This is a genomic window from Pseudaminobacter sp. Soil_N_29 (genome assembly GCF_057656055.1).
This window is the reverse complement of record NZ_JBDGLC010000009.1, coordinates 168,399-192,113: the sequence shown is the minus strand read 5'-3', so window position 1 is coordinate 192,113 and position 23,715 is coordinate 168,399. Positions and strand designations below refer to the sequence as shown.

At 65.2% G+C, this 23,715-nt stretch carries 24 protein-coding genes; 13 read left to right on the top strand and 11 right to left on the bottom strand.

Annotated elements, in window-relative coordinates; genetic code table 11:
• Nucleotides 1–20: 20 nt before the first annotated feature.
• On the top strand, nucleotides 21–1,679 hold the full coding sequence (locus AC3A4H_RS20110; protein WP_487768291.1) for a CHASE domain-containing protein: 1,659 nt from the start codon (nucleotides 21–23) through the stop codon (nucleotides 1,677–1,679).
• Nucleotides 1,680–1,725: 46 nt separating this feature from the next.
• On the opposite strand, the gene AC3A4H_RS20105 is transcribed toward AC3A4H_RS20110, so the two are convergent.
• The 4 genes from AC3A4H_RS20105 to AC3A4H_RS20090 all read right to left on the bottom strand — a co-directional run bounded on the left by AC3A4H_RS20105 (nucleotide 1,726) and on the right by AC3A4H_RS20090 (nucleotide 4,393).
• Nucleotides 1,726–2,025 carry a hypothetical protein gene (locus AC3A4H_RS20105; RefSeq protein ID WP_487768290.1) on the bottom strand — a complete coding sequence of 100 codons (300 nt, stop codon included), beginning with the start codon at nucleotides 2,023–2,025 and terminating at the stop codon, nucleotides 1,726–1,728.
• A 117-nt stretch (nucleotides 2,026–2,142) separates the two neighbouring features.
• Complete coding sequence (locus AC3A4H_RS20100; protein WP_487768289.1) at nucleotides 2,143–3,174, bottom strand: sensor histidine kinase; 1,032 nt, start codon at nucleotides 3,172–3,174, stop codon at nucleotides 2,143–2,145.
• A 136-nt stretch (nucleotides 3,175–3,310) separates the two neighbouring features.
• On the bottom strand, nucleotides 3,311–3,475 hold the full coding sequence (locus AC3A4H_RS20095; protein ID WP_018429836.1) for a DUF1328 domain-containing protein: 165 nt from the start codon (nucleotides 3,473–3,475) through the stop codon (nucleotides 3,311–3,313).
• 123 nt (nucleotides 3,476–3,598) lie between these two features.
• Nucleotides 3,599–4,393 carry a response regulator gene (locus AC3A4H_RS20090; protein WP_348780296.1) on the bottom strand — a complete coding sequence of 265 codons (795 nt, stop codon included), beginning with the start codon at nucleotides 4,391–4,393 and terminating at the stop codon, nucleotides 3,599–3,601.
• Nucleotides 4,394–4,605: 212 nt separating this feature from the next.
• Between AC3A4H_RS20090 and AC3A4H_RS20085 the strand changes: the two genes are divergently transcribed.
• The 4 genes from AC3A4H_RS20085 (at nucleotide 4,606) to AC3A4H_RS20070 (ending at nucleotide 6,417) form a co-directional block, all read left to right on the top strand.
• Nucleotides 4,606–4,794 (top strand): NepR family anti-sigma factor, encoded by a 189-nt coding sequence (locus AC3A4H_RS20085; protein ID WP_487768335.1) that lies wholly within the window; start codon nucleotides 4,606–4,608, stop codon nucleotides 4,792–4,794.
• A 5-nt stretch (nucleotides 4,795–4,799) separates the two neighbouring features.
• Entirely contained in the window at nucleotides 4,800–5,348 is a 549-nt protein-coding gene (locus AC3A4H_RS20080) for an RNA polymerase sigma factor (protein ID WP_348780297.1), read from the top strand.
• Nucleotides 5,349–5,543: 195 nt separating this feature from the next.
• Nucleotides 5,544–5,879 carry an ElaB/YgaM/YqjD family protein gene (locus AC3A4H_RS20075; RefSeq protein WP_348780440.1) on the top strand — a complete coding sequence of 112 codons (336 nt, stop codon included), beginning with the start codon at nucleotides 5,544–5,546 and terminating at the stop codon, nucleotides 5,877–5,879.
• A gap of 76 nt (nucleotides 5,880–5,955) precedes the next feature.
• Nucleotides 5,956–6,417 (top strand): hypothetical protein, encoded by a 462-nt coding sequence (locus tag AC3A4H_RS20070; protein WP_487768288.1) that lies wholly within the window; start codon nucleotides 5,956–5,958, stop codon nucleotides 6,415–6,417.
• Nucleotides 6,418–6,463: 46 nt separating this feature from the next.
• On the opposite strand, the gene AC3A4H_RS20065 is transcribed toward AC3A4H_RS20070, so the two are convergent.
• Nucleotides 6,464–7,990 carry a sensor histidine kinase gene (locus AC3A4H_RS20065; RefSeq protein ID WP_487768287.1) on the bottom strand — a complete coding sequence of 509 codons (1,527 nt, stop codon included), beginning with the start codon at nucleotides 7,988–7,990 and terminating at the stop codon, nucleotides 6,464–6,466.
• Nucleotides 7,991–8,475: 485 nt separating this feature from the next.
• Between AC3A4H_RS20065 and AC3A4H_RS20060 the strand changes: the two genes are divergently transcribed.
• The gene (locus tag AC3A4H_RS20060; RefSeq protein WP_487768286.1) at nucleotides 8,476–9,330 is read left to right on the top strand and encodes a PRC-barrel domain-containing protein; all 855 of its coding nucleotides are present in this window, start codon (nucleotides 8,476–8,478) and stop codon (nucleotides 9,328–9,330) included.
• 55 nt (nucleotides 9,331–9,385) lie between these two features.
• Here the strand turns inward: AC3A4H_RS20060 and AC3A4H_RS20055 are convergent, their stop codons facing one another.
• On the bottom strand, nucleotides 9,386–10,933 hold the full coding sequence (locus AC3A4H_RS20055) for an alkaline phosphatase family protein (RefSeq protein WP_487768285.1): 1,548 nt from the start codon (nucleotides 10,931–10,933) through the stop codon (nucleotides 9,386–9,388).
• A gap of 210 nt (nucleotides 10,934–11,143) precedes the next feature.
• On the opposite strand from AC3A4H_RS20055, the gene AC3A4H_RS20050 reads away from it, so the two are divergent.
• From AC3A4H_RS20050 to AC3A4H_RS20040, 3 genes are read left to right on the top strand one after another with little or no spacing between them, the layout of a single operon-like run.
• Complete coding sequence (locus AC3A4H_RS20050; RefSeq protein ID WP_487768284.1) at nucleotides 11,144–12,076, top strand: VOC family protein; 933 nt, start codon at nucleotides 11,144–11,146, stop codon at nucleotides 12,074–12,076.
• A gap of 47 nt (nucleotides 12,077–12,123) precedes the next feature.
• On the top strand, nucleotides 12,124–12,765 hold the full coding sequence (locus tag AC3A4H_RS20045; protein WP_487768334.1) for an alpha/beta hydrolase: 642 nt from the start codon (nucleotides 12,124–12,126) through the stop codon (nucleotides 12,763–12,765).
• Complete coding sequence (locus AC3A4H_RS20040) at nucleotides 12,762–13,061, top strand: GNAT family N-acetyltransferase (RefSeq protein WP_348780303.1); 300 nt, start codon at nucleotides 12,762–12,764, stop codon at nucleotides 13,059–13,061. The genes AC3A4H_RS20045 and AC3A4H_RS20040 overlap by 4 nt, the downstream gene beginning before the upstream one ends.
• A gap of 198 nt (nucleotides 13,062–13,259) precedes the next feature.
• Here AC3A4H_RS20040 and AC3A4H_RS20035 read toward each other — a convergent pair whose 3' ends face one another.
• The 4 genes from AC3A4H_RS20035 to AC3A4H_RS20020 all read right to left on the bottom strand — a co-directional run bounded on the left by AC3A4H_RS20035 (nucleotide 13,260) and on the right by AC3A4H_RS20020 (nucleotide 18,354).
• Nucleotides 13,260–13,505, bottom strand: a complete 246-nt coding sequence (locus AC3A4H_RS20035; protein ID WP_487768283.1) for a hypothetical protein — start codon at nucleotides 13,503–13,505, stop codon at nucleotides 13,260–13,262.
• A gap of 2 nt (nucleotides 13,506–13,507) precedes the next feature.
• Nucleotides 13,508–14,767, bottom strand: coding sequence for an aminomethyl transferase family protein (locus tag AC3A4H_RS20030; RefSeq protein WP_487768282.1), 1,260 nt, complete (start codon nucleotides 14,765–14,767; stop codon nucleotides 13,508–13,510).
• 277 nt (nucleotides 14,768–15,044) lie between these two features.
• Nucleotides 15,045–16,748: a phytoene desaturase family protein gene (locus AC3A4H_RS20025; protein WP_487768281.1), complete on the bottom strand. Its 1,704-nt coding sequence runs from the start codon at nucleotides 16,746–16,748 to the stop codon at nucleotides 15,045–15,047.
• On the bottom strand, nucleotides 16,735–18,354 hold the full coding sequence (locus AC3A4H_RS20020; protein ID WP_487768280.1) for a phytoene desaturase family protein: 1,620 nt from the start codon (nucleotides 18,352–18,354) through the stop codon (nucleotides 16,735–16,737). The genes AC3A4H_RS20025 and AC3A4H_RS20020 overlap by 14 nt, the downstream gene beginning before the upstream one ends.
• A 167-nt stretch (nucleotides 18,355–18,521) precedes the next feature.
• Here AC3A4H_RS20020 and AC3A4H_RS20015 point away from each other — a divergent pair, with 167 nt between their 5' ends.
• The 4 genes from AC3A4H_RS20015 to AC3A4H_RS20000 are packed head-to-tail and all read left to right on the top strand — an operon-like array spanning nucleotide 18,522 to nucleotide 22,437.
• Nucleotides 18,522–19,322, top strand: coding sequence for a class I SAM-dependent methyltransferase (locus AC3A4H_RS20015; protein ID WP_487768279.1), 801 nt, complete (start codon nucleotides 18,522–18,524; stop codon nucleotides 19,320–19,322).
• A gap of 27 nt (nucleotides 19,323–19,349) precedes the next feature.
• Nucleotides 19,350–20,042, top strand: coding sequence for a transcriptional regulator BetI (betI, locus tag AC3A4H_RS20010; RefSeq protein ID WP_487768278.1), 693 nt, complete (start codon nucleotides 19,350–19,352; stop codon nucleotides 20,040–20,042).
• Between the two features lie 26 nt (nucleotides 20,043–20,068).
• On the top strand, nucleotides 20,069–21,151 hold the full coding sequence (locus AC3A4H_RS20005) for a type 2 periplasmic-binding domain-containing protein (RefSeq protein ID WP_487768277.1): 1,083 nt from the start codon (nucleotides 20,069–20,071) through the stop codon (nucleotides 21,149–21,151).
• Complete coding sequence (locus AC3A4H_RS20000) at nucleotides 21,148–22,437, top strand: flavin monoamine oxidase family protein (RefSeq protein WP_487768276.1); 1,290 nt, start codon at nucleotides 21,148–21,150, stop codon at nucleotides 22,435–22,437. The genes AC3A4H_RS20005 and AC3A4H_RS20000 overlap by 4 nt, the downstream gene beginning before the upstream one ends.
• Before the next feature lie 164 nt (nucleotides 22,438–22,601).
• On the opposite strand, the gene AC3A4H_RS19995 is transcribed toward AC3A4H_RS20000, so the two are convergent.
• Entirely contained in the window at nucleotides 22,602–23,675 is a 1,074-nt protein-coding gene (locus tag AC3A4H_RS19995) for an ABC transporter ATP-binding protein (protein ID WP_487768333.1), read from the bottom strand.
• Between the last annotated feature and the right edge of the window lie 40 nt (nucleotides 23,676–23,715).

Genomic DNA, 23,715 nt, shown 5'->3' with positions numbered 1-23,715 from the left:
CCCCTTAAGAAGGGTTTGATATGAGCGACGGACAAGCCCGCCCTGTGAAGAAGGTCTTTTCCCTTGCGGCGTTCCTGGCTGTAGCGCTTGCCAGCCTGGGAATGGCGGGCTTCGCCTATGTCGCCTCCAAGGAGGCCGCCCGGTTCAAGTTCGAGGCGGTCGTGGACGACGCGATGAACCGCGTCGAGGGCCGCCTGGACCTGCAGCTTTCGCTCTTGCGCTCCACCCAGGCCTTTCTGCAGGCGCGGGGCGGGGAAATGTCGAGCGCGGAGTTCACCGCCTATTTCGCGGCGCTAGACGTCCCCGAGAATTTCAAGGGCCTGCACGGCATCGGCCTGCTCGGTCTCGACAAGCACGGAAACGAGCGTTCGCTGGAAAGCCGTATCGCGGAAGTCCACGGCAACGCGATGCCGATACACCCGCCTTCGACACAGCAGTGGCGCACGCCGGTTCTGCTGTACGAGCCGCTGCAGAGCAATCATCTCGACATGATCGGCTATGACATGTTCACCGATCCGGCGCGTCGTTCGGCCATCGAGCTGGCGGTGCAGTCGGGCGAGCCGCGGGCGACGGGGCGCGTGCTGCTGGGCAAGGAAAGCCATGGCAGCGATCTCGTGCCCGGCTTCCTGATCTTTGCCAGCGTGGACGGCAACTCCGGCCCGCAGGAAACGGCAGCCGACCCGGGCGCTGTCTCCGGCCTGGTCTATGTGGCGTTCCGCACCGGCGACCTCTTCCAGGCGGCAATGGGCGCCCCGCCGCACCTGCCGGTCGCTGCCGAGGTCTTCGACGGCACGCCGGAGGACAAGAACCTGTTCTACCGGTCGCGGGACGAACCGTCCCCGGCCTATGGCCGCGACTTCCAGGTGGTGCGGACCACTCTGTTGGGCGGACGGCCGTGGACCTTGCGCTTCCGCCCGACCAATGGCTTCTCCGAGCCGACCTCGCCGAGCATACCGGTGATGCTGGGCGTGGCGGGCCTGCTGCTGGCCGGCGCGATGGCCATGATTGCCCGCTACCAGGAGCGCGCCTATGAGGCGGCTTCGCAGCTTCACGCGACGACCGAGAAGAGCCTGCTGGAGCGCGAGCTGATGCTGCAGGAGATGAAGCACCGGATCAAGAATTCGATCAGCCGTGTGCTGGCGATCGCGCGCCAGACGGCCGTGCATTCGCAAAACCTCGACGAATTCTCCGCTTCCTTCTCCGACCGCCTGCAGGCGATGGCCGCCTCCCAGGACATGCTGACCCGTTCGCGCTGGCAAAAGGCCGACCTGCGTGAACTGGTGGAGATCGAGCTCCGGCAGGTCTTCGGCAAGGAACTGCCGGACGAGATGCTGTCGGGGCCGCCCGTGCTGCTGGACGAGACGATGACCCAGGCTCTTGGCCTGACTTTCCACGAACTGGCGACCAATGCGCTGAAATATGGCGAGGTCGGCGAGTCGATGTCCGCCCTGACCGTCAAATGGTCGGTTTCGGAGGGAAGGGAAAGGCGCCTCCACCTCGCATGGGCCGAACACAGCAGCAGGCCGATCGAGCTGCCCAACAGGATAGGCTTCGGAACCAAGCTGATCGACATGAACATCGAACGCGAGCTGAACGGGTCGATCCAGCGCAGTTACGGCCTTGCCGGCCTGGAGGTAAAGATCGAAATTCCCCTTACGGATGCGCCGGAAAGCTTCTAGGCAGGACGATCACGAGCTTGGATCAGAGCAGCCCGGTCCGGAACCGCTAGAAGCCGGACATGGCGACCGCATCGGCTTCCGCCCCATAGATCGACGCCGTCAGGCCCTCCTCCAGCGAAACGCTCCAGGCCAGCTGGGCGTCCTCTTCCTCCATGGCCGGATCCACGGGCACGCATCGGGCAAACACACGCGGCTTGCGGCCCTGCCAGTCCTGCAAGGCGAAGGGCAGCGCGCTTGCACATTCCTCGGCGGTTTCGAACAGCGGCACCGGCGCCGGCAGCTCGCCGCATTGCTTCAGATCGCCCGAACAGCCGATGATCAGCAGCAGTGCAGCAACGTGTTCCATGGGGTGTCTCCCTTCCGCAGGGGAAACGACTGGAAGCGCCGCAAAGTTCCGCCCTTCGGGAATGAAAACCGTCACCCGTTCGTCGGAGACCGCCTGAAATGGGGGAGGCCGGCCCGCCTATTCGATTTCGAAACTCTCGGCGGGGATCACCAGTTCGTAGCGGAGCCGACCGCTGTCCATCTGGAAGCTGGCCGCGCCGTTGAGCGAGGTGGGTACGACGCGCTCAAGCGTCACGCTGCCGAAGCGCTTCTCGTTGCGAGCCTGGTCGGCGCTGATCGCCTCCGTCCATGCAAGCGACAGCGAATTCTCGCCGTCGCCGTCCGGCACGAGCCTGGAGGCAACGGTGACGAAGCCGCCCGGCTTGGCGAGCGCGCCGTAATTGGCCGAATTGACTGCCAGTTCGTGCAGGGCGAGCCCGATATGCAGCGTGGCATTGGGATTGAGATAGGGATTGATGCCCTCGAACACGACGGCATGCCTGATGTCGGCGCTGTATCGGCCGACCTGACTGAGTACGAGCTCGTGCAGGTCGGCGCCGCGCCAGTTGGACGACGTGACCAGGTCCTGCGACGCGGCGAGCGATTGCAGGCGGCCGCGAAAGCGCGACAGGAATGTTTCGATCGAGCCCGAATAGCGGCCGGTTTGCGTGGCGATGCTCTGGATGATGGCGAGAAGGTTCTTCGAGCGGTGGCTGAGTTCGCGCAGCAGCGCCCGCAGCGTCTGCTCCCGGCGCCTGTGCTCGGTTATGTCCACGGCGGTGGTGATGAGGCCCTGGACAGGCCTCTCGGGGCCTTCCCTGTCGGGATCGATCCAGATTTCGAACCATCTGGCGCCTTCGTCCTGCGGAACGCGGATTTCCAGGCGCATCGGCTTGCCGCTTTCAAGGACGGCCCGCTTGGCTGCGGCCATGCGTTCGGCCTGGATGGCGGGCAGGAAGTCGGCGTCGGTCTTGCCGGCCGCAGCGTCGGAGGTCCAGGAACTGGGGAGGTTATGGGCCCACAGGACGCGAAGGTTGTTGTCCTGGTAGATCGCGGCCACGCCGGCATTGTGCATGGCCTGAACGAGCCCGCGGGCGACAACCGGCGCTTTCGGAACGGCGGTCTGCCTTTCCTTGCCGTCTTTCCCTTGCCCGCTGGCCGTTGTGATCATCGTCCAACTATCCCCAGCGCAGGTTGAACGATTTCAATCTGTGATGGGTTTCCCGCTAGATACCCTTGGTAGGCTTGTGCTCTCGAATGCTTCCCCCGGACCGCCTCCGCCCGCGTAGCGGACGGAGGCCTTCCCGCTAGGCCCTGCGGAAAAGACCGGCTATCAGCGAGATTACAAGGAACGCCAGGAAAATGAAGAAAAGAATTTGTGCGATACCAGCCGACGTACCGGCTATTCCGCCGAAGCCCAGGGCACCGGCGATAATGGCGACTACGAGAAATACGAGGGCCCAATACAGCATCTTTCATCTCCCTTTCGTAATGCTGGAGAAACGTGCACGCACGCGCTTGGTTCCAATCGCGCCCTTATAGCGAAAAAGGCCGCCACGGGGACGGCCTTTTCAACATGTCTGTGCCGGAGGCTCTCAGGCCGCGGCCTTGGCCTGGCGGTCGAAGAAAAGTGCCTGGCTTATCAAGGCCTTGACCATTTCCGGGTTGAACGGCTTGGTGACAAGGAAGGCAGGCTCGGGGCGTTCGCCGGTGAGCAGGCGCTCCGGGAAGGCGGTGATGAAGATCACCGGCACCGGGGTGGCGGCGAGAATCTCGTTGACCGCGTCGATGCCGGAGCTGCCGTCGGCGAGCTGGATGTCGGCCAGCACCATTTTCGGCCGCGCCTTGGCGAACATCTCGATCGCCTCGGCATGGGTGCGCGCCGTTCCGACGACGCGGTGGCCGAGGCTCTCGACCATCTGCTCGATGTCCATCGCGATCAGCGGCTCGTCCTCGATGATGAGGATGTCGGTTGCGACCTGGCGCGAGATCTCGTTGCTGGCCTGCGACAGCAGGTCGGCGAACTCCGCCTCGTTGACGCCGAGGATTTCGGCCGCCTCCTCGTGCGTGAAGCCTTCCACGGTGACCAGCAGGAACGCCTGTCGCGGCAGCGGTGACAGCGCCGTCAGATTGGCCGCGGCGCGCTGCTCCCAGGCCGATTCCGCCTTTTCCTGCGGCACGCGGATGGCAACCGACGTGAAGAGGCTGGCGAAGACCTTGTAGAGCGCGATGCGATCGCTGGATGCTTTGGGAAAGATGCTTACATCTGCGATGATGGCTTCGAGCACGGCCGCCACCAGGGCGTCGCCGCTTTGCTGCGATCCGGAGACCGCACGTGAGAAGCGCCGCAGATAGGGCAGATGGGGGGAGATGGTAGCGGATAGACTCATGATAGGATGTTTCCCTCGCATGACCTCAGAATTGATAATTTGAAACACCAGCAGGTTCAACGACGCACGTCCCAAAAAGTTCCGCTCGATTGGAACGAATCTGGCCGATGGGCGTTAGAAACAAAATTGGGCAGCCGGGGAGCGGCTTCGTGCGCTTTGCTTTCAGGAAGATGACGAGCCGCTCGGTGGGTAGAACGGGACAAAACTACAGCATGACAAAACAGCAGACTGCCGCCTTGCACCAGGAGGGCTCGGGCGACCCACTGGGGGCAAATTCAGAAATTGGCCGCAAACTGAAGCAATATTATGATCAGCTGTTAACTGACGAGGTGCCGGAGCGTTTCACCCAGTTGCTGTCGCAGCTGGAGGAAACAGAGCCTCTTCAGAAAGGGAAGGGTTGATCCGCATGGCCGTTTCCCCCGCCTTCAAGAAGGATCTGCTCGGAGCAATTCCAAACCTGCGCGCTTTCGCGGTCTCTCTCACCCAGAATGCCGACAAGGCTGACGATCTGGTGCAGGAGACGCTGGTCAAGGCCTGGGACAAGCACGAGAGCTTCCAGATGGGAACGAACCTCAAGGCCTGGCTGTTCACCATCCTTCGCAATGAATTCTATTCGCAGATGCGCAAGCGCGGGCGCGAGGTTCAGGACAGCGACGGCGTGATGACCGAGCGGCTGGCGGTGCACCCCAGCCAGCACGGCCTGCTCGACCTCAAGGACTTTCGCGGCGCGCTGGAGCAACTGCCCCAGGACCAGCGCGAGGCCATCATTCTCATCGGCGCCTCCGGATTCTCCTATGAGGAGGCTGCGGAGATTTGCGGCTGCGCGGTCGGAACCATCAAGAGCCGGGTGAGCCGCGCCCGAAACAGGCTCCAGGAAATCCTCGACATCTCCGGCGAGGCCGAATACGGCCCCGACGCGATTTCTGCGCAGGTGACCGGGTCGAACGCCGCCTGAAGCGGCCGCACTCGGCGTCCAAGCATGGGAGCCTGCGGGCTCTTGCGCGCGTTGGCGCGCACGCGCCGCATGGCCCTTGTTCAGTGCAGTTCGTGCCGGAACCTTTGCGGCGGCCAAGCCGTTACCAACTCGTCACCAACAAGGAGTTGAAACATGGCCGCAGCCCCAGGCAAAACCGACAAGCCCGAAACCGGCATGAGCCCAGAACTGGAAGCCAGCACAAGCGCCGACCTGGGCGTCGGCACGAGCGCCGAGCTGGATGCAGACATCCGCCAGTTGCGTGCGGACATCGCCAGGCTGACTGCACAGCTGAACCTCACCGGCGAGCATACCTACAGCACGGCGCGGCGCGCCGCGCGCGAGGGCGTGGAACAGTTGCGCCAGCAAGGCGAGGCCGCGATGGAGGGCCTGCGCAGCAACGCCAGGGACATCGAGGAACAGCTGATGGCCACGGTGCGCGAGAAGCCGGTCACTTCGCTGGCGGTCGCGGCGGGCCTTGGTTATCTGCTTGCGCTGATGTCGCGTCGCTAGAGTTCGGACCTGCGTTTAACCAGTTTTGACGAGATCAGTCGGTCCTGTTTTAGGCCGCGACGGAGGGGGAAGAGTGATGATCGCATCGCTGATCGCCAGTTTCGCTTCCGGCGAAACGATGTATGTGTTGCGCCGCGCACGCCGCGCGGCGATCGCATTTGTGCTTGCCGGTGCCGCCATCTTGTGCGCGCTCGGCTTTTTCATCGGTGCCGGTTACATCTGGACCGCCCGCAGGCTGGGATCGCTGGAGGCGACCCTGGCCTTCGGCGCCGGCTTCCTGGTGCTGGCCGGTATCGTGCTGCTCATCCACAAGCTGATGGGCGATGGCGGGCGCCTCCAGCGCGAGATCCGGCGCCGCAACAAGGAGCTGACAGCGGTGGCTGCCGCGTCGGCGCTTGCCGTGCTGCCCACATTGCTGCGTAGCCGGGCCGGGGTGGGGGTTCTTCTCATGCCGGCGGCGGCGTTGCTGGCCCACGCCATCTATCGCGAGAACGCGGCCCGGCCGCCAAGAGATACAGGTCCCCGAGGCGAGGGCTGAGCGACCGCACCCGCGCGGCAAGCGGCGGCGCCCACGGCGCCGCCAGTCAAAGCAATGTTTCGTCCAGCGGCATGGAGATCTCCGCCCGCACGCCTTCGGGCAGGAATTCGTGCCTCACCTCGCTGGACAGGATTTTCGACAAGCTGCGCCGGATGAGGATGGAGCCGAAGCCGTGGCGCCGCGGCTGCTCCACGGGCCGGCCGCCGCTTTCCGTCCAGGTCAGCACGAGCCGTCTGGAGAGCCGGCCGCGCTCGATCTCCCAAACCAGATCCACCACGCCCTCCGGGCTGGCGAGTGCGCCATGCTTCAGCGCGTTGCTGCCGAGTTCGTGCAGGATGAGCCCGAGCCCCAGCGCCTGGTCGGGCGACAGCAGCAGGTGCTCGCCCGAAACCCTGATGCGTGGGTTTTCGGCGTCGTCGAAAGGCATCACCTCCAGCCGGACAAGCTCCGCGAGCGCGATGCCGCGCCACTCGTAATCGGACAGCAGGTTGTGCGCCATGCCGAGCGCGCGCAGGCGGGCGCTGAAGGCCTCGAGGAACTCGCCGGGCTTTTGCGCGTGGCGCACGGTCTGCGTGGCCAGGGCCTGCACCGTGGCCAGCGTGTTCTTGACCCGGTGGTTGAGCTCGCGCAGCAGCAGGCGCTGGCGCTCCTCGGCGGCCTTGCGCTCGCTGATGTCGAAATTGACGCCGAAGACCAGGGTCGGCTCGCCGTTCTCGTCGCGTTCGATGACGCGGCCGCGCGCGGCCAGCCAGCGCGTGGGATGCACGCCGGCGATGCGGTATTCGCCTATATAGTCCTGACCGCTGGCCAGAGCGGCGCGGAATTCCGCCTCGGCCTTCTTGACGTCGCGGCGGTCGATGGCACGGAAAATGCGCCGGGCGGTGAGGCGCGAGGAGGCCGGCAGGTCCAGAAGTTCGGCGAACAGCGCGTCGCATTCGATGGTGTCGGTGCGCACGTCCCAGGCCCAGCTGGCCAGTGACGATGCTTCCACGGCAACCACGCGGCGCTCCATCTCACGGGCAAGCGCCGCCTGGGCTGCCAGGCCGGCGTGGTTTTCCTCTTTCAGCTTGAACAGGCTGGCGGCCAGGGCGGCGAGCGCCTGCAACTGCTTGAGAAGCGCTTCGTCGGGCCGCGGCCGCGGCACGGTGTCCACGACGCATAATGTGCCGATGGGCTGCCCCGAGACAACGATGGGCACGCCTGCATAGAAACGCACGCGCTTGCCGGTGACCAGCGGGTTCACCGCAAAGCGCGGGTCGGCGCTGGCATCGGGCACGACCAGTACCTCGTCGCCGGCGATGGTGTGGGCGCAGAAGGACAGTTCGACGGGTAGTTCGGCCTCTTCCATGCCGACGCAGGACCGGAACCACTGGCGTTCGGCGTCGACAAGGCTGATGAAGGCGACGGGCGTTTCCATCAGCGAGGCGGCAAGCCCGGTCAGGCGGTCGAAATCGGCGTCGCCTGCCGCATCGAGCACGTCGAGGCCGCGCAGCACCGCGTTCCGCCGGTCGTCATTCACCGCCAGCAGAACGTCGGTCGGCAACTTCTGTGCTGTGTTCAGTGTGCCCCGCACGCTCAGTCCTCTTCCGTAGCATTTCTATGCCTGTGAGGCAGGCTTGAAAAGTGCTTCCGGCTGCAAACCGGGCAGCGTGCGAGCAGAGAGGGGCTGAAGGTCAATTTTCCATTCCGGCGGATGTGCGTGCGGCGGGCCTGGTGGGGACGGCGATGGCAGTTGTGCGGAGGTGCGCTTGTCATGCGCGGCGTGCCGTCAAGCACGACAACGAAATGCATTTTTCGGTCTCCAAACGCGCGGAAGGGCAGGCCGTCCCCGACCCGCCCAATTGAAACTTTGCCTGCGGAAAATGCGGCAGCTGGCGAATGGTTCCGCCCGTTGGCACGAGTGCGACAACCTGCCCGGCAGCACGGCCGCCAGGAAAAAATTCGGAACCAGCCCTTTGGTCACGACGTTGTGAACACGTGATGCCGCGCCTGGTGTTCCCTGCCACGGTCAGACCAAGCGCGGCAGTGCATAGGGTTCACGCACAAGGAGAGATTATCATGTTTCGCAACCTCTTGGCTACGACCGCCATCGCCGCGCTTCTGACGACCGCTGCCCATGCCCAGGAGACGATGACGCCGGCGCCAGCCCGCCCCGCGCCGACGGAAGGCGTTACGCAGGCGGCCCCGGTGGAACGGGCTGATGGACATCTCGCCAGCGCCATCATCGGCGAGACCGTCTATAACGGCACCGAAAGCGATGCCCAGGACATCGGCAAGGTCAATGACCTGGTGATTTCGCCCAACGGCACGGTCGATGCGATCGTGATCGGCGTGGGCGGTTTCCTCGGCATTGGCGAGAAATATGTGGCTGTGGCCTATTCGGATGCCAGCTGGGCCGCGAAGGACGGCGACCAGTGGCTGGTGGTGAACACCAGCAAGGAGCAGCTGGAGGCACTGCCCGAGTTCGACCGCCGCGCCTATGAGGCCGCGCCGGCCAGCAGCAGCGTGTCGCAGGCCCCGGCGGCCAACTCGACCACAGTCGACCCGACCACGACGGCGGCCTACGACAAGTCACGGCTGACCAAGGTGCCGGTGGGCGAGATCCGGTCCACCGACCTGACCGGAACCACCGTCTATGGTGCCGAGGACGCCAAGGTGGGCGAGATCGGCGACGTGGTGCTTTCGGGCGACGGCAAAGTCGACGCGGTGGTGATCGACGTGGGCGGTTTCCTCGGCATTGGCGAGAAGGAGGTCGCCGTCGGCATGGATAACCTGGCCTTCATGGCCGACAAGGACGGCAAGAAATATCTCTACACGGACTTCACCAAGGACCAGCTCGAAGCCCAGCCGGCCTATGACAAGAGCACCTATACGCAGAAGCGCGACGAGCAGCGCATGATCATCGTAGAGTAGTGGGGTGCCGGCTAGCGACGAGGCCCGCGCCGGGAAGGCGCGGGCCGTTTTCGCATCAGGGCTTGTAGGTCAGCGCGCCGCGGTCCGTGAGCTCCACCAGCGCCAGCGACTGGTCGAGATGGCGCGCGCGCCAGGAAAGCAGGCGCTCGGCGAATTCCAGCCTGACGGAGGCGAAAGCCGGGTCGCTCGCCAGGTTGCGAAGCTCGCCCGGGTCTTCCTGCATATCGAACAGCAGGGGCGGCAGCCCGCCGCCGAAATGGACGTATTTGAACCGTTCCGAACGGATGACGGCCAGGTTGCAATCGCGCGGGCCGATGCCGAAATGCCGCTCCGCGGTGCCCTTCGAAACCGAGCGGAAGTCGAACTCCCAGTGCGCTGCGTCGCGCCAGTTTTTCGGCGCCTCTCCCTCGATGAATGGTTTCAGCGAGCTTCCGTCGAGGTGAGGCGGCACATCGTGTTCCAGAAGGTCGAGCAGCGTCGGCATTACGTCCACTGCTTCGGTGAAATGCTCGACCTGCGTGCCAGCGGCCTGCCGGCGCGACGGGTCGCGGACGATCAGCGGGATATGATAGCTTTGATCATAAAACCCGCCTTTACCAAGCATGGAGTGATCGCCCAGCATCTCGGCGTGATCGGAGGTTAGCACGATGATCGTGTTCTCCCATGCGCCGGCAGCCTTCAGGGCTGCCCAAAGGCGGCCGAGCTGCGCGTCCACCTCCGAGATCATGCCGTAATAGAGCGCGCGGATGCGGCGGTAGTTTTCGTCGCCCCAGTCGCGCACCTTGCCTTCTGCGCCGGGGATGAATTTGGAGCGCTTCTGGTGCTCGTATTCATAGGCGAGATAGGGGTGCGTGGCGGCCTCGTCCTGCCAGCTTTCCGCGCGCAGAAAGGCCGGGCCGTCGGCCGGATCGTACATCGTGTTGTAGGGCTCAGGCACGATGAAGGGCGGATGCGGGCTTATGAAGGAAAGATGCGCGAACCAGCTTTGCGCTTCCTCCTGCTCGCCCAGCCAGCGGATGAACTCGCCGGCGATGAAGGCGGTCGGCGTCTCGTCCTTCGAATAGACGGGCGGAGCGTTCGATACGTCGTCTCCAGCAACTCTGTCGGCGGGGCGATGGATGTCGGGGCTGCCGGCCCTGGTGTCGATGCCGCGCCCTGCCAGCCAGGACAGCCACTGCTTCTGGTGCTCCGGCAAGAGCTGGCGCACCGAAAAGCCCGGCAGCACGCCCTCATAGCTGCGCAGGAACGGGTCGCCGGGAGGCAGGATGGTCGGGTCGGGCGAGACGTCGGTGTAGCCGAACAGCGTCGGGTCATAGCCGAGGCGGCGGGCGGCGAGCGCGATGTTGTCGTGGCGGGCGGCCAGCGGCGTTCCGTTGCGGCAGACGCGGTTGTTCATCTGGTAGAGGCCGGTATAGAGGCTGGCGCGCGCCGGTGAGCAGGGGGCAGCGCCCCCAAAGTGCCGGCGAAACAGCACGCCCTCGGCGGCCAGCGCGTCGGCATTGGGCGTCTTCACCACGCCATGCCCGGCGGCCGAAAGGCATTCGCCGCGCCACTGGTCGCAGGTGATCAGAAGAATGTTCGGACGATTGCCTTTGCGTGCCACGCGCGCTTCCCCCATCATGCGTCGTGCACATGGAGCCGAATTTCTGGCACGGCGCAAGCGAAGCTTTCATGAAGCTATGAACGCTTTGCCGCTATCGTTCGATAACCGGAGACAGTCCATTCTGCACCCGGGCTCTTTCCCTTTGTGCCGCTTGACCGACATATGGGGCAACACATGCAGCGGGGCTGCACAGCGAAAGGAAACCTGGACATGCTGGACCAGATCAAGGGCCTGCATCACGTCACGTCGATGGCCAAGGATGCGCGCCAGAACAATGACTTCTTCACCCACAAGCTCGGCCTGCGCCGCGTGAAGAAGACGGTGAATTTCGATGCGCCCGACGTCTACCACCTCTACTATGCCGACGAGGTGGGCACGCCGGGCACGGTGATGACCTATTTCCCCTTCCCCAACATCGGCCAGGGAAGGCGCGGCACCGGCGAGGTCGGCACCACGGTCTATTCGGTTCCGCAGGGCACGCTCGACTTCTGGGAGAAGCGCTTTGCCGAGCAGGGCGTGACCGGGCTGAAGCGCGAAACGCTGTTCGGCGAGAACCGGCTTGCCTTCGACGGGCCCGACGGCGACAGCTTCGCCCTCGTGGAGGTCAGGGACGACAAGCGGCTGCCCTGGCTGAAGGGCGGCGTGCCGGAGGATGACGCCATCCACGGCTTCCACTCGGTGTCGCTGCGGCTGAAGGACGGCGGCGCGACCGAGGAGCTCTTGAAGTTCATGGGCTATGAGGAGGTCGACACCGCCGGCAATGTGAAGCGCCTGGCGGTGAAGGACGGCAATGGCGCCGATTTCGTCGACATCGAGACCTTGCCCGGCGTGCCTTATGCCGATCTCGGCGCGGGCTCGGTGCACCACGTGGCCTTCGCGGTGGAGAATCGCGCCAAGCAGCTGGAGGTGCGCAAGGCGCTGATGGACACGGGCTACCAGGTGACGCCGGTGATCGACCGCGACTATTTCTGGGCGATCTATTTCCGCACCCCCGGCGGCGTGCTGTTCGAGGTGGCAACCAACGAGCCCGGCTTCGACCGCGACGAGGACACCGCGCATCTGGGCGAGGCGCTGAAGCTGCCGAGCCAGCATGCGCATCTGCGCCCGTGGCTGGAACAGCACCTGCAGCCGCTGGGCGACTGAAGGCCGTTGAGACGGAACGGGCCATGAAGCCCGCACAGGAGAACGACATGGCAAAGGACAGCTACATCTACGCGCAGTTGCCCGGGAAGCCCGGCGGACCGCTGCTCTTCCTTTTCCACGGCACCGGCGGCAACGAGCACCAGATGACGGGGCTGGCGCTGGACCTGCTGCCCGGCGTCGCCGCCATCTCGCCGCGCGGCGACGTTTCGGAATTCGGCTCCGCACGGTTCTTCCGCCGCACCGGCGAGGGCGTCTACGATATGGACGACCTTGCCGCGCGCACGGCCAAGATGGGCGATTTCGTGAAGGCGCATGTGGATGCGGCCAAGCCATCATCCGTCATCGGCATCGGCTTTTCCAACGGCGCCAACATCCTGGCATCGCTGATCTTCGCCGAGCCTCAGCTGTTCGACGCAGCGATCCTGATGCACCCGCTGATCCCGTTCGAGCCGGAGGTGAAGGGCAGCCTTGCGGGAAAACGCATCCTGATCACCGCCGGGCGCCACGACCCGATCTGCCCGCCGGAACTGACTTCGCGGCTCGACAGCTATTTGCGTGGCGACGGCGCCGATGTCACACTGGAATGGCACGAGGGCGGCCACGAGATGCGGCAGAACGAGCTTGTCGCAGCCAGGAATTTTCTGGCGCCCTATCGCCTGGCGCAGGCCGAACAGGAGGTGCGGACATGACCGACAATACGCTTGAGATTCAGCTGGAAGAGACCGGCAGCAAAGGCCGCTATGTGCTGCGCGGGCCGGACGGCGCCGAGGCCGAACTGACCTTTACGCGCGTCGGCGAGCACCGGATGATCATCGACCACACCGGCGTGCCGGATATCTTTCGTGGCCAGAGGATCGGACTGATGCTGCTAACCCGCGCCATCGAGGACGCCCGCGCAGCGGGCAAGAAGATCATTCCGCTCTGCCCCTTCGCCCACGCCCAGTTCCGCCACCACCCCGAATGGGCGGACGTGCTGGAAGGGTAAGAGCGCGGCACGGCCAAGGGCAATTGCATTTGAAATGACCCCCACCCCTAACCCCTCCCCACAAGGGGGAGGGGAACGATCTCGTAGCCCTTGCCATCCAAAACGGTGAGAGTTGGTGCCGGGCAGACATGCAGCAAAGTTCCCCTCCCCCTTGTGGGGAGGGGTTAGGGGTGGGGGTTCAAAGCCAAAGCTGACACCTCAACCCCGCTTCCCTTCCTCCATCCGCTTCAGCCAGTCCTTGCCGACGCCGCGGTCGCGGATGATCGGCAGCGGGTCGGTCGAGTCCAGCCGCGAGCAGATGCGGTAGACCTCCAGCGTCTCGGCATCCATGTCGCCGCGCTTGTGGAACCACATCGCCGCCGCATAGCGCGCGCGGCCGGACCATTCTTCGCCCAGCGGCGTGTTGATGAGCCGCCACTGTTCGGCGAATTCGGCGTCGTTCATGCTCAGAACTCCGCTGGCGGGCTCGCGGTGCGGCGGTCGAGCTTTATGAAGGGCCTCTGCACCACCTTCGCCCGCTTCATCAGCCGTTCGTATTTCAGCTCGCGCATGGCATAGATCTCGACCCACAGGTCGCCGGTGATCGTGTCGCCGTAGGGCCGGGCAAGGGTCGCCAGCGCGATGTTGCGCTTGGCCATGGGCGACCAGATGGCCGCGCTCACCAGCCCGACCTCCTTCTTCTTGCGATGATAGACGATGGCGTGCTCGGCAGGAATGTTGCCTTCGATTTCCAACCCGACCAGAACATGCTGCAGCCTGCCTTTGGCGCGCGCTGCGGCGATGGCGCGGCGGCCATTGAAATGGCCCTTTTCCAGATCGACCATGAAACCCAGCCCGATCTCGTCGGGCATGCGCACGCGGTCGGCACGGATGGCGTGCTCGGCGGTGACGAAGTCGGCATTGGCGACGATCAGCCCGGCCTCCAGCCGCGCGCGGTTGAGCGCGGTGTAGCCGATGGCGCGGATGCCGCGCAGCTCGCCCGCCTGCCACAGGCGGTCCCAGAGGCTCAGCGCGAGCCGCGTTTCGATGAACAGCTCGTAGCCCAGATCGCCTGTAAAACCGGTGCGGGAGATGGTGACGCTGCCGTCCTCATGCGGGAATTCCGCAAGGTCGAAGATTTTTAGCCGCTCCACGCCTTCGAAACCGGCCTCGCGCAGGATGGCAAAGGAGGTCGGGCCCTGCAAGGCGAGCGCGGCGACCGCCTCGGTTTCTTCCGAGATCGCGACGTCGAAGCCGATGGCGCTGTCGAGCAGCCAGGGCAGGTGGCGTTCCTGGCAGCAGAGCCGGAAAAGGTTTGGCGCGAGGCGGAAGAGGGTGCCGTCGTCCAGCACATGGCCGGCATCGTCGCACCAGGCGGTGTAGTGGACGTGGCCGGTTTTCAGCTTGGTCACGTCGCGCAGCGTGAGGCGGTTAAGGAAGTTTTCCGCTTCGGGTCCCTCGATCCGGTATTTCGTCATCGGCGAGATGTCGAACAGCGCCGCCTGGCTGCGGATCGCAAAATATTCGAGCTCCTCGTCCCACAGCGATGCCGGCGCCCGATAGCCGCCCCAGTCGTACCAGTCATTGGTCTTCATCAGCGCGTCGATGCGCGGCTGGAAGGGCGTGCCGAGGCGCAGCGTGCGGAAGTGCAACTGGGCGGGCGAGTGGAGAGGGCGCACGAGACCGGTTTCCGCGGCTTTCGGTTTCTTCCTGGTTGCCTGTGCCATCAAAAACCTCTCCGTCCACCAGACAGTGGCAGGGTTGTCGTATCTGGACGTCGACCCCCACTCCGTCGCGCTTCGCGCGACACCATTCCGGGGCGAGCCACGGGTCTCGCCCGTCCTTCGGACCCCCCGATCGACGGGGGAGAGGAAACGCCGTCCGCGAGCCTGGCACCTTTCCTCTCCCCTTTTGAGGGGGAGAGGTGCCGAGCGAAGCGAGGCGGAGTGGGGGTAGGTCGCCACATCTGCGATTGCGCCGAGTCTGCTGAGATATCGAGCACGCTTATCCCCTCATCTCGATGATGCGCCGCGCTGCGTTGAGGCCCGGCACGCCGGAAATGCCGCCGCCCGGATGCGAGCCGGCGCCGCACAGGAAAAGCCCGTCCACCGGCGTGTAGTAGCCGGCAGCACCCAAGGCGGGGCGCGACATCAGCATCTGGTCGGCCTGCAATTCGCCATGGTGCCAGTGGCCGCCGGGCATGCGGTAGCGCGCTTCGATGTCGGCGGGCGTAAGCAGCTCGGCCTGGCGGACCGTCTTCCCGATGCCCGGCGCATAAAGCTCGAGCTGGGCCATGATGGCGGCCAGGAATTTTGGCTTGCCGGTCTCCCAGCCTTCCTTCAGCGCATAGGGTGCATATTGCACGACGGCCGAGAGCACGCAGGCCCCGCTTGGCGCGAGTGTGGGGTCGGACAGGCTCGGAAGCGTGATCTCCATCATCGGCTCCGGGGAAAACTCGCCATATTTGGCCGGATTGAAGGCGCGTTCGACATCGTCGGACGAAGGCGCGATGACAAGGCGGCCGCGATGGCCGGCGGCATCGACGCCCGCAAATTCCGGCGGCCGGTCGAGGGCCAGATGAAGCTTGGCCGCATCGCCCTTCATGCGGATGTTTTTTATGCGCCGGACAAAGCCGGTGTCGATCTCGCGCGTGCCGACGAGGTCCAAAAAAGTGTTTTGGGGATTGATTGCCGAGACGATCGTGCGGGCGCGGATTTCCTCGCCGCTGTCGAGGGCGACGCCGACGCTGCGACCCTTTTCGACCAGTATTTTCGCCACGGGCGCCTCAGTGCGAATGCTGACGCCGGCAGCCTTTGCCGCGCGCAGGATGCTTGCTACCACCGCGCCCATGCCGCCTGCGGGCAGCACCTGTGCGCCGGGCTGGCCGCCGATCTCGCCGGCAAGGCGATAATAGAGGCCGAGCAGCGAGGTGGGCGAGCGGGGCCCGAGATGGCTGCCGAGCGTGGCGTCGAAGGCCAGCAGGCCCTTCAGCCGGTCGTCGTCCAGATGTTCGTCGGCGACGTCCGAAACGTTCATCAGCAGCATGCGCAGGAAATCGCGCATGTCCTCCTTGCCGAGCCGGCGCAGCGACAGGCCGGTCATGGCGAAGGCCGAGGTCTCCATCAGCGACATGTTGCCGAGGTCGGGCGGCCGGCGCGTGAGAAGCGGCTTCAGGATGCCGGCATAGCGCAGGAGCTGCGCGCGCAATTCCTGCCACGCCGCGGCTTCCGAGGCCGAGGCGCCGGAGAGGCTTTCGCCATACGCGCCGTGGAGCGTGAGCGGCTTGCCCTCGCGCGACAGCGCAACGCTGGGAGCAAGCTGGATACCCCCACCCCTAACCCCTCCCCACAGGGGGGAGGGGGATATTGGCGCTGCTTCCGCTACGGCCGTTGAAGGCTGGCGCTGGGCGGAGCCGGCAGCAGGTTCCCCTCCCCCTTGTGGGGAGGGGTTAGGGGTGGGGGTGCTTCCAGAGAAAACGAGCCCATGCTTCTCCAGCTCCAGCGTCTTCACCACCTCCGGGTGCAAGCGGTTCAGGAGATGGGCGGGCGAAGCGCGGAAGCCGGGCGCGAATTCCTCTGTGCGGGCCGCGCCGCCGATCTCGCCGGCGGCTTCCAGCACCAGGACCTTGCGGCCGCTCTTTGCCAGGGTTGCTGCGGCGACAAGACCGTTGTGGCCGCCGCCAATGATGATGGCATCAAATGACGTCATGGGCCGGGCTCATATGCTTGGTGTCGCGCGAGAGGTCGCGCAGGATTTCGTTTGCGGCGTTGCGGCCGGGCGCACCCATGACGCCGCCGCCGGGGTGGGTGGAGGAGCCGCAGATGTAGAGCCCGTCGATGGGCGAGCGATATTGCGCATAGCCGGGCACCGGGCGATTGAACAGCAGCTGGTCGAAGGTCAGCTCGCCCTGAAAAATGTTGCCCTCGGTGAGGCCGACCTCAGCTTCGATCTCGCGCGGCGTGCGCACTTCCATATGCACGATGCGGTCGCGGAAGCCGGGCGAATAGTCGGCGATCTGCGAGACGACCGTTTCGGCGAAGGCGTCGCGGTCGGCGTCGGTCCAGTCGCGGCCTTCCACCTTGGGCGGGCAATATTGCACGAAGCAGCTCATGAAATGCTTGCCCGGCGGGGCCATGGTCGGGTCGAGCATGGTGGGCATCATCATGTCGAGGAAGGGATCGGCCGACCAGCGCCCGGCCTTCCAGTCGTCATAGCCGCGCTCCATGCGCTCGACGGAATCCGTGAAGTGCATGTCGCCGCGGTAGCAGGGCGAATCCTTGGGCAAAGCGGGGAATTCAGGCAGCGAATCCAGCGCGATGTTCACCTTGCCCGACGAGCCGCGCATCTTGAAGTTTTGGACCCGGCGCAGGAACGTGTCGGGCAATTCCTTCTCTTCGACGAGTTTGAGGAAGGTGCGCTTCACGTCGGCATTGGAGACGACGAGCTTGCCAAAAATCTCCTCGCCGCCGGCCAGGACCAGCCCTCGCGCCTTGCCGTTCTTCACCAGCACTTGCTCCACTTCCGCGCCGGTGCGGATGGTGCCGCCGGACGCGCGAAAACTGTCGGCCAGCGCCTTGGTGACCGCGCCCATGCCGCCGCGCGCATAGCCCCAGGCGCCGACCGAGCCGTCCACCTCGCCCATGTAGTGGTGCAGCAGCACATAGGCCGTGCCGGGCGACATGGGGCCGAGCGCCGTGCCGATGATGCCCGAGAGCGCGAAATTGGCCTTGATGACGTCGGTCTCGAAATACTCGTCGAGAAAATCGGAGATCGACATGGTCCAGAAGCGCAGCGTATCGGCCATCTCGGCCGCACCCAGCCCGGCGAATTTCTTGCCGAGATAGATCAGTTCGCCGATGTCGCGCGGGCGAAAACTGGTCGGGTCCGGCGCGGTGCGCATCAAGAGCGGCTGGATGAAGCGGCACTGGCGCGTCACGTCGCGAGCGTAGCGGTCATAGGCCTCGGCATCGCGGGCGGAGAAACGCGCGAATTCGCGGCGGTGGGCATGGTGGTCGCGGTAATTGGCGAGATAGTCACCATCACGGGTGAACACCGCGCCGCCCTCATAGGAGATGACCTGCAGGCCGAAGCGCGGCAGCTCCAGGTCGCGCATGATCTCTGGCCGGAACAGCGAGCAGACATAGGAGCAGTTGGAGTAGAGGAAGCCGGGCGTGAGCGAGCGGCTGGTGGCCGCGCCGCCGATCCAGTCGTTCTTCTCCACCACGAGCACGTCGAGCCCGGCGCGCTGCAGGTAACAGGCGTTGACGAGCCCGTTGTGCCCGGCGCCGATGACGATGGCGTCCCAAGTCTTCATTCCGGTTCCCGCTCTTGTTTTCTTTTTCGCAAGTCTGGCACGAGGGCCTCGATGCTGTCCAGCCATTTTGAATGAATGTTCAACAAATGAGAGTTGCGTTTTGTCGTAAGTGGAGTAGGCTTTCGAAAAATTTCGACGTTGGCATTTCCGCTTGGAGGGGTGGGGCAATGATCGAAACGGCCGATGCAGAGCCGGAATATGACGACACCGCCATCCGCTTCCTGGAGGCGCTGTGGGGCGAAGGCTATCTGTCGCCCGGCGGGCCGGAAGAGGTCGACCGGGTGGTCGAAGGCCTGTCGCTGGCGGGCAAGAAAATCCTCGACATCGGCTGCGGGGCGGGCGGCATTGCGCTGCATCTGGTGGAGAGGCACGGCGCGGCGCATGTGACCGGCTTCGACGTCGAGGCGCCGGTGCTGGAAGTCGCGCGCGGGTGGGCAGACAGGCGCGGCCTTTCCGATCGCGTCTCCTTTGTGCAGGCGCCGCCCGGCCCGCTGCCCTTCGCCGATGCCTCTTTCGACATTGTGTTCTCCAAGGATGCTCTGCTGCACGTGCCCGACAAGCAGGCGCTGTTTGCCGAGATTTTTCGCGTGCTGAAGCCAGGCGGGGTTTTTGCCGCCTCGAACTGGATGATCGGCCATGACGGCGAGCCGTCGCCGCAGATGAAGGCCTATGTTGCGGCGGAAGGGCTGAGCTTTGCCATGCGCTCGCCCGCGCACTACCGCAAGGCGATGGAGGCGGCGGGCTTCCAGAACATCACCGTCACCGACCGCAACCCCTGGTATCGCGAGGTGGCGCGCGGCGAGCTCGAAAGGCTGAAAGGCCCGCTCTATGCGCCGGTCGCGGCGGTGGTCGGCGCTGCCTATGTCGACAAGAACATCACAACCTGGGAGGCCATGCAAAAGGTGCTTGACAGTGGGGAGCACCGCCCCACTCATCTGCGCGGATGGAAGCCGGACGAGGGTCGTTAGCCGGCGATGTGGAGCATGGCGGCAACGATGGGATCGACGACACAGAAGGAGGCCGACAAGGCCGCCGGCAAGGGCGATGCGGAGCGGCGCGGCCGCAAGGCTTCCAAGGAGACGCGGCAGCTGCAGCTCATTGAGGCGACGATCGATTCACTGGCCAAGCGCGGCTATTCCGAAACCACCATGGCCGACGTGGCCGACGGCGCGGGCCTGTCGCGCGGCATCGTCAACTTCCATTTCGAGAGCAAGGAAAAGCTGCTCGTCGCCACCTTGCAGCACATGTACGACGAATATTCCGCGCATTGGCGCAACGCGCTGCAGAAGGCCGGCGACGATCCGGCGCGCCGGCTGCAGGCGCTGGTGGCGGCCGATTTCGACCGTTCGATCTGCAACAAGCGCAAGCTGGCCGCCTGGTGCGCCTTCTGGGGCGAGGCCAAGTCGCGACCGACCTACCAGATGCTGAGCGGCGCGCGCGACGAGGCCTACCAGCAGACCATCGTCGAGCTGTGCACGCAGCTGAAGCAGGATGCCGGCTACGACTACGACGCGGAGGCGACTGCGCTGGGCCTGAGCGCCATGCTGGAGGGGCTGTGGCTGCGCCTGATGATCAACGCCGAGAGCGTGACGCGCGAAACGGCCCACCAGGCAGCAGTGGACTATCTGGCCTCGGTCTTTCCGAAGCATTTTTCGCGGGAAGCCGCAGGCCGGCGGAAGATCTCATGACACGATAACAACCAGAGGGTGGAACGATGAGGGAATTGACCAGAAGGCTTTCGATGAAACTGGCGCTGGGAGGAGCGCTCTGGGTGTCTGCTGCCGGCCTTGCCGCAGCCGCAGACAAGGATCTGGTCATCTTCGACTGGGCCGGCTACGAGGATCCCGCATTCCATCCCGCCTATGCGGAAAAGCATGGGGATTCGCCGACCTTCACCTTCTTCGGCGACGAGGACGAAGCCTTCGAGAAGACGCGCTCGGGCTTCAAGGCCGATCTCGGCCACCCCTGCTCGCAGAGCGTGGTGAAGTGGCGCGAGGCAGGGCTGCTGCAGCCGCTCGACACCTCCAAGATCACCGGTTGGAATGATCTCAACCCCGGCATCATGGCGATGAAGAACCTCGCCACCGACGAGAACGGCACGGTCTGGTTCATGCCCTGGGACTGGGGCAACACCGCCGTGACCTTCAACAGCGAGAAGGTGGACGAGAAGGACATCCAGTCGCTGAAGGCCTTCGCTGATCCGAAGTTCGAGGGGCGGGTTTCGATCGGCGACAATGTCGACGACGCCTATGCGCTGGCGAGCCTGGCCATCGGCCTGAAGGACTGGACGCAGATGACCGACGAGCAGTTCAGCCAGGCTTCCGACTTCCTGCGCCAGGTGCACAAGAATGTCCGCCTCTACTGGACCGACAACACCGAGATCGTGCAGGCCATGAGCGGCGGCGAGGTCGAGCTCGCCTGGGCCTGGAACGACGCCGCCACGCAGCTCGCCAACGATGGCGCGCCGGTGAAGATGAAGCGCGACACCGACGAGGGCATCTCCACCTGGGTCTGCGGCTATGTCCGCTACAAGGACGCGCCGGGCTCGGAGGAAAAGGCCTACGACTACCTCAACGCGGTGAACGACCCCGCCATTGCGGGCTACCTCGTGGGCGATTGGGGCTACGGCCAGGCCAACGCCAAGGGCATGGCCTCGGTCGATCCGGCGGTGCTCGAGGAGAAAGGCTATGCCGATGTCGACAAGTTCCTCGACAAGACGCTGTTCCAGTCGCCGCTGCCCAACGAGCTCAAGCTGAAGATGATCGCCGAGTTCGAGAAGATAAAGGCGGGCTATTGAGCCGCAAGCAGGCAAAGACGGATGTCGTGATCGTCGGGGCCGGGTTCACCGGCCTTTCGGCGGCGCATGAATTGCGCCGCGCCGGCGTGGACTTCGTGGTGCTGGAGGCGCGCGACAGGGTTGGCGGGCGCGTCGAGGCACGGCGAAACGGCCTCGGCGAGCTGGTCGACACGGGCGGGCAGTTCCTGTGCGACGACATGCCGGAACTGATGGCGCTGGTGAAGGCGCGCGGCAAGACGCTGGTGGAAGCCTTTGTCGACGGCGAATTCATCGCCCAGCCGCCGTTGGCGGCCGACGATGCCGAGCGGAACTATGTCCGCGTCATGGAAATCCGCGAGCGCATGAACGGCATCGAGCCGGACGATCCGGCGATCGCCGGCCTGACCGTTGCCGAATGGCTGGAGCGGCAGGAGGACTCGGCGGACGCGAAGGCAGGGTTCCGCTCGATGATCGAGGGCCTCTGGTGCCAGGGCCTGGACAAGATTCCGCTGTGGCACCTGATCGACAATGACCGCCGCATCACCAACGACCAGTCGGAGCTGCAGTATTTTCTGGCCGAGACCATGCAGTCGCTGGCCGACGACCTGGCGCGCGATCTCGGCGACCGGCTGCGGCTCGGCGCGGCGGTAACGGGCATCGAGCACGCGGAGAATGGGGTGCGGGTTCTGGCGAGCGACCGCGTGTTCGAAGCGCGTTCGGTACTGGTCGCGGTGCCGCCGATGATGGCGTCGAAGCTCGCCTTCTCGCCGCCGTTGCCGGATCAACTATCACGGGCGCTCGGCGTCTGGCACAGCGGCGTGGTGATCAAGGTTCTGGTCCGCTACCCCCATGCCTTCTGGCGCGATAAGGGGCTGAGCGGCATGGTCATGTGGCGCAACCTGCCCGGGCTGTTCGCCTGCGATGTCGGCAAGGATGAAAACCATCCGGCGCTGGTGGTCTTCATCGGCGGGCCGCTGGCGCTGCGCTGGGGCGGCCTGGACGAGGTGGCGCTGCGCGGCGAAGTGATGTCGCGGCTGGTGGCGGCGCTAGGACCCGAGGCCGGGACCGTGCTCGACTTCAGCTATCGAAGCTGGATCGATGATGCGTGGAGCGGCGGCGCCTACAGCGACCTCATTCTCGATGTAAATGCCACGGATGCGGAAGACGTGCTTCTGGCCGGCGCCCCGCCGGTGCATTTCGCGTCGTCGGAACTGTCGCCGTCCTTCCCCGGCTATATCGAGGGGGCGATCATTGCGGGCCGGATCGCGGCGCGGAAGGTGATGGCCGGGCCGGAAGAGCGGGGTTGAGCCCGGTTTCCCACGTCATCAGGTGCGTCCTTCGAGGCTCCCCTTCGCAAGCTCAGGGTCGCACCTCAGGATGAGGGATGTTGTGCGCGGCATTTCGGCAGCGTATGGCGCCAACATCCCTCATCCTGAGGGTGCGAGCATAGCGAGCCTCGAAGGGCGCACCGTCAATCCGCCAGCGCCACCAGCGCGTCGGGATCGTAGGCGAGGCGGATGGGTGCGCCGACCGGAATGTCGTCGGCGCCGAAATCGTTGGTCTCGGTGACGGAGAGCGGCTTTTCCAGCCCCGGTATTTCCACGATCAGATGGGTGATCTCCCCAAAATAGTGGCGCTCGACCACGCGGCCGGCCACTTCGAATTTCGCTTTTGCGTCGTCCCACAGCACGCGCAGGCGCTCGGGCCGGATGCCGAGCGTGGCCGCCTTGCCGTTGCGCATGAAGGCGGCCGGCTTGTCGGTCCTGACGCGGCCGAAGCCGAGCGTGTCGACCACCAGCGAGGCGCCGTTCTCCTCCACGATCTCGGCCTTGACGAAGTTCATGCCGCCGAGGAAGTCGGCCACCTGACGGTTCACCGGGCGCTGGTAGATCTCCTTGGGCGAGGCGACCTGCGCGATGCGGCCGCCGAACATCACCGCTATGCGGTCCGACATGGCCAGCGCCTCGTACTGGTCATGGGTGACCAGGATGAAGGTGATGCCCACCGCCTGCTGCAGCCGGCGCAGCTCCACCTGCATCTGCTCGCGCAGCTTCTTGTCCAGCGCCGACAGCGGCTCGTCGAGCAGCAGCACCTTGGGCCGCATGACCAGCGCACGGGCAAGCGCGACGCGCTGGCGCTGTCCGCCGGAAAGCTCGGTGGCGCCGCGCTTGCCCAGCCCAGTGAGCGAGACCTGCGCCAGCGCCTCCTCGACGCGGCGCTTTTCCTCCGCCGCGCCGAGCTTCAGGCGCCTCAGCCCGTAGGCGACGTTCTGCTCGACGTTGAGATGCGGGAAGATGGCGTAGCTCTGGAACACCATGTTGGTGGGGCGCCGGTTGGCCGGGATGCCGTCCATTGGTTGGCCGTCGACGGCGATGGTGCCGCTGGTGGGGTTGTCGAAGCCGGCGATCATGCGCAGAAGCGTGGTCTTGCCGCAGCCGGATGGCCCCAGCAGCGAGAAGAACTCGCCCTCGCGGATGGTCAGCGAGGCGTCGTCCAGCGCCTTGAAGGCCCCGTAGCTGCGCGTGACATGTGAGATCTCGATCATCGTGCGATGATCGGCGGACGTGCGTTCGGGCATCGGTTTC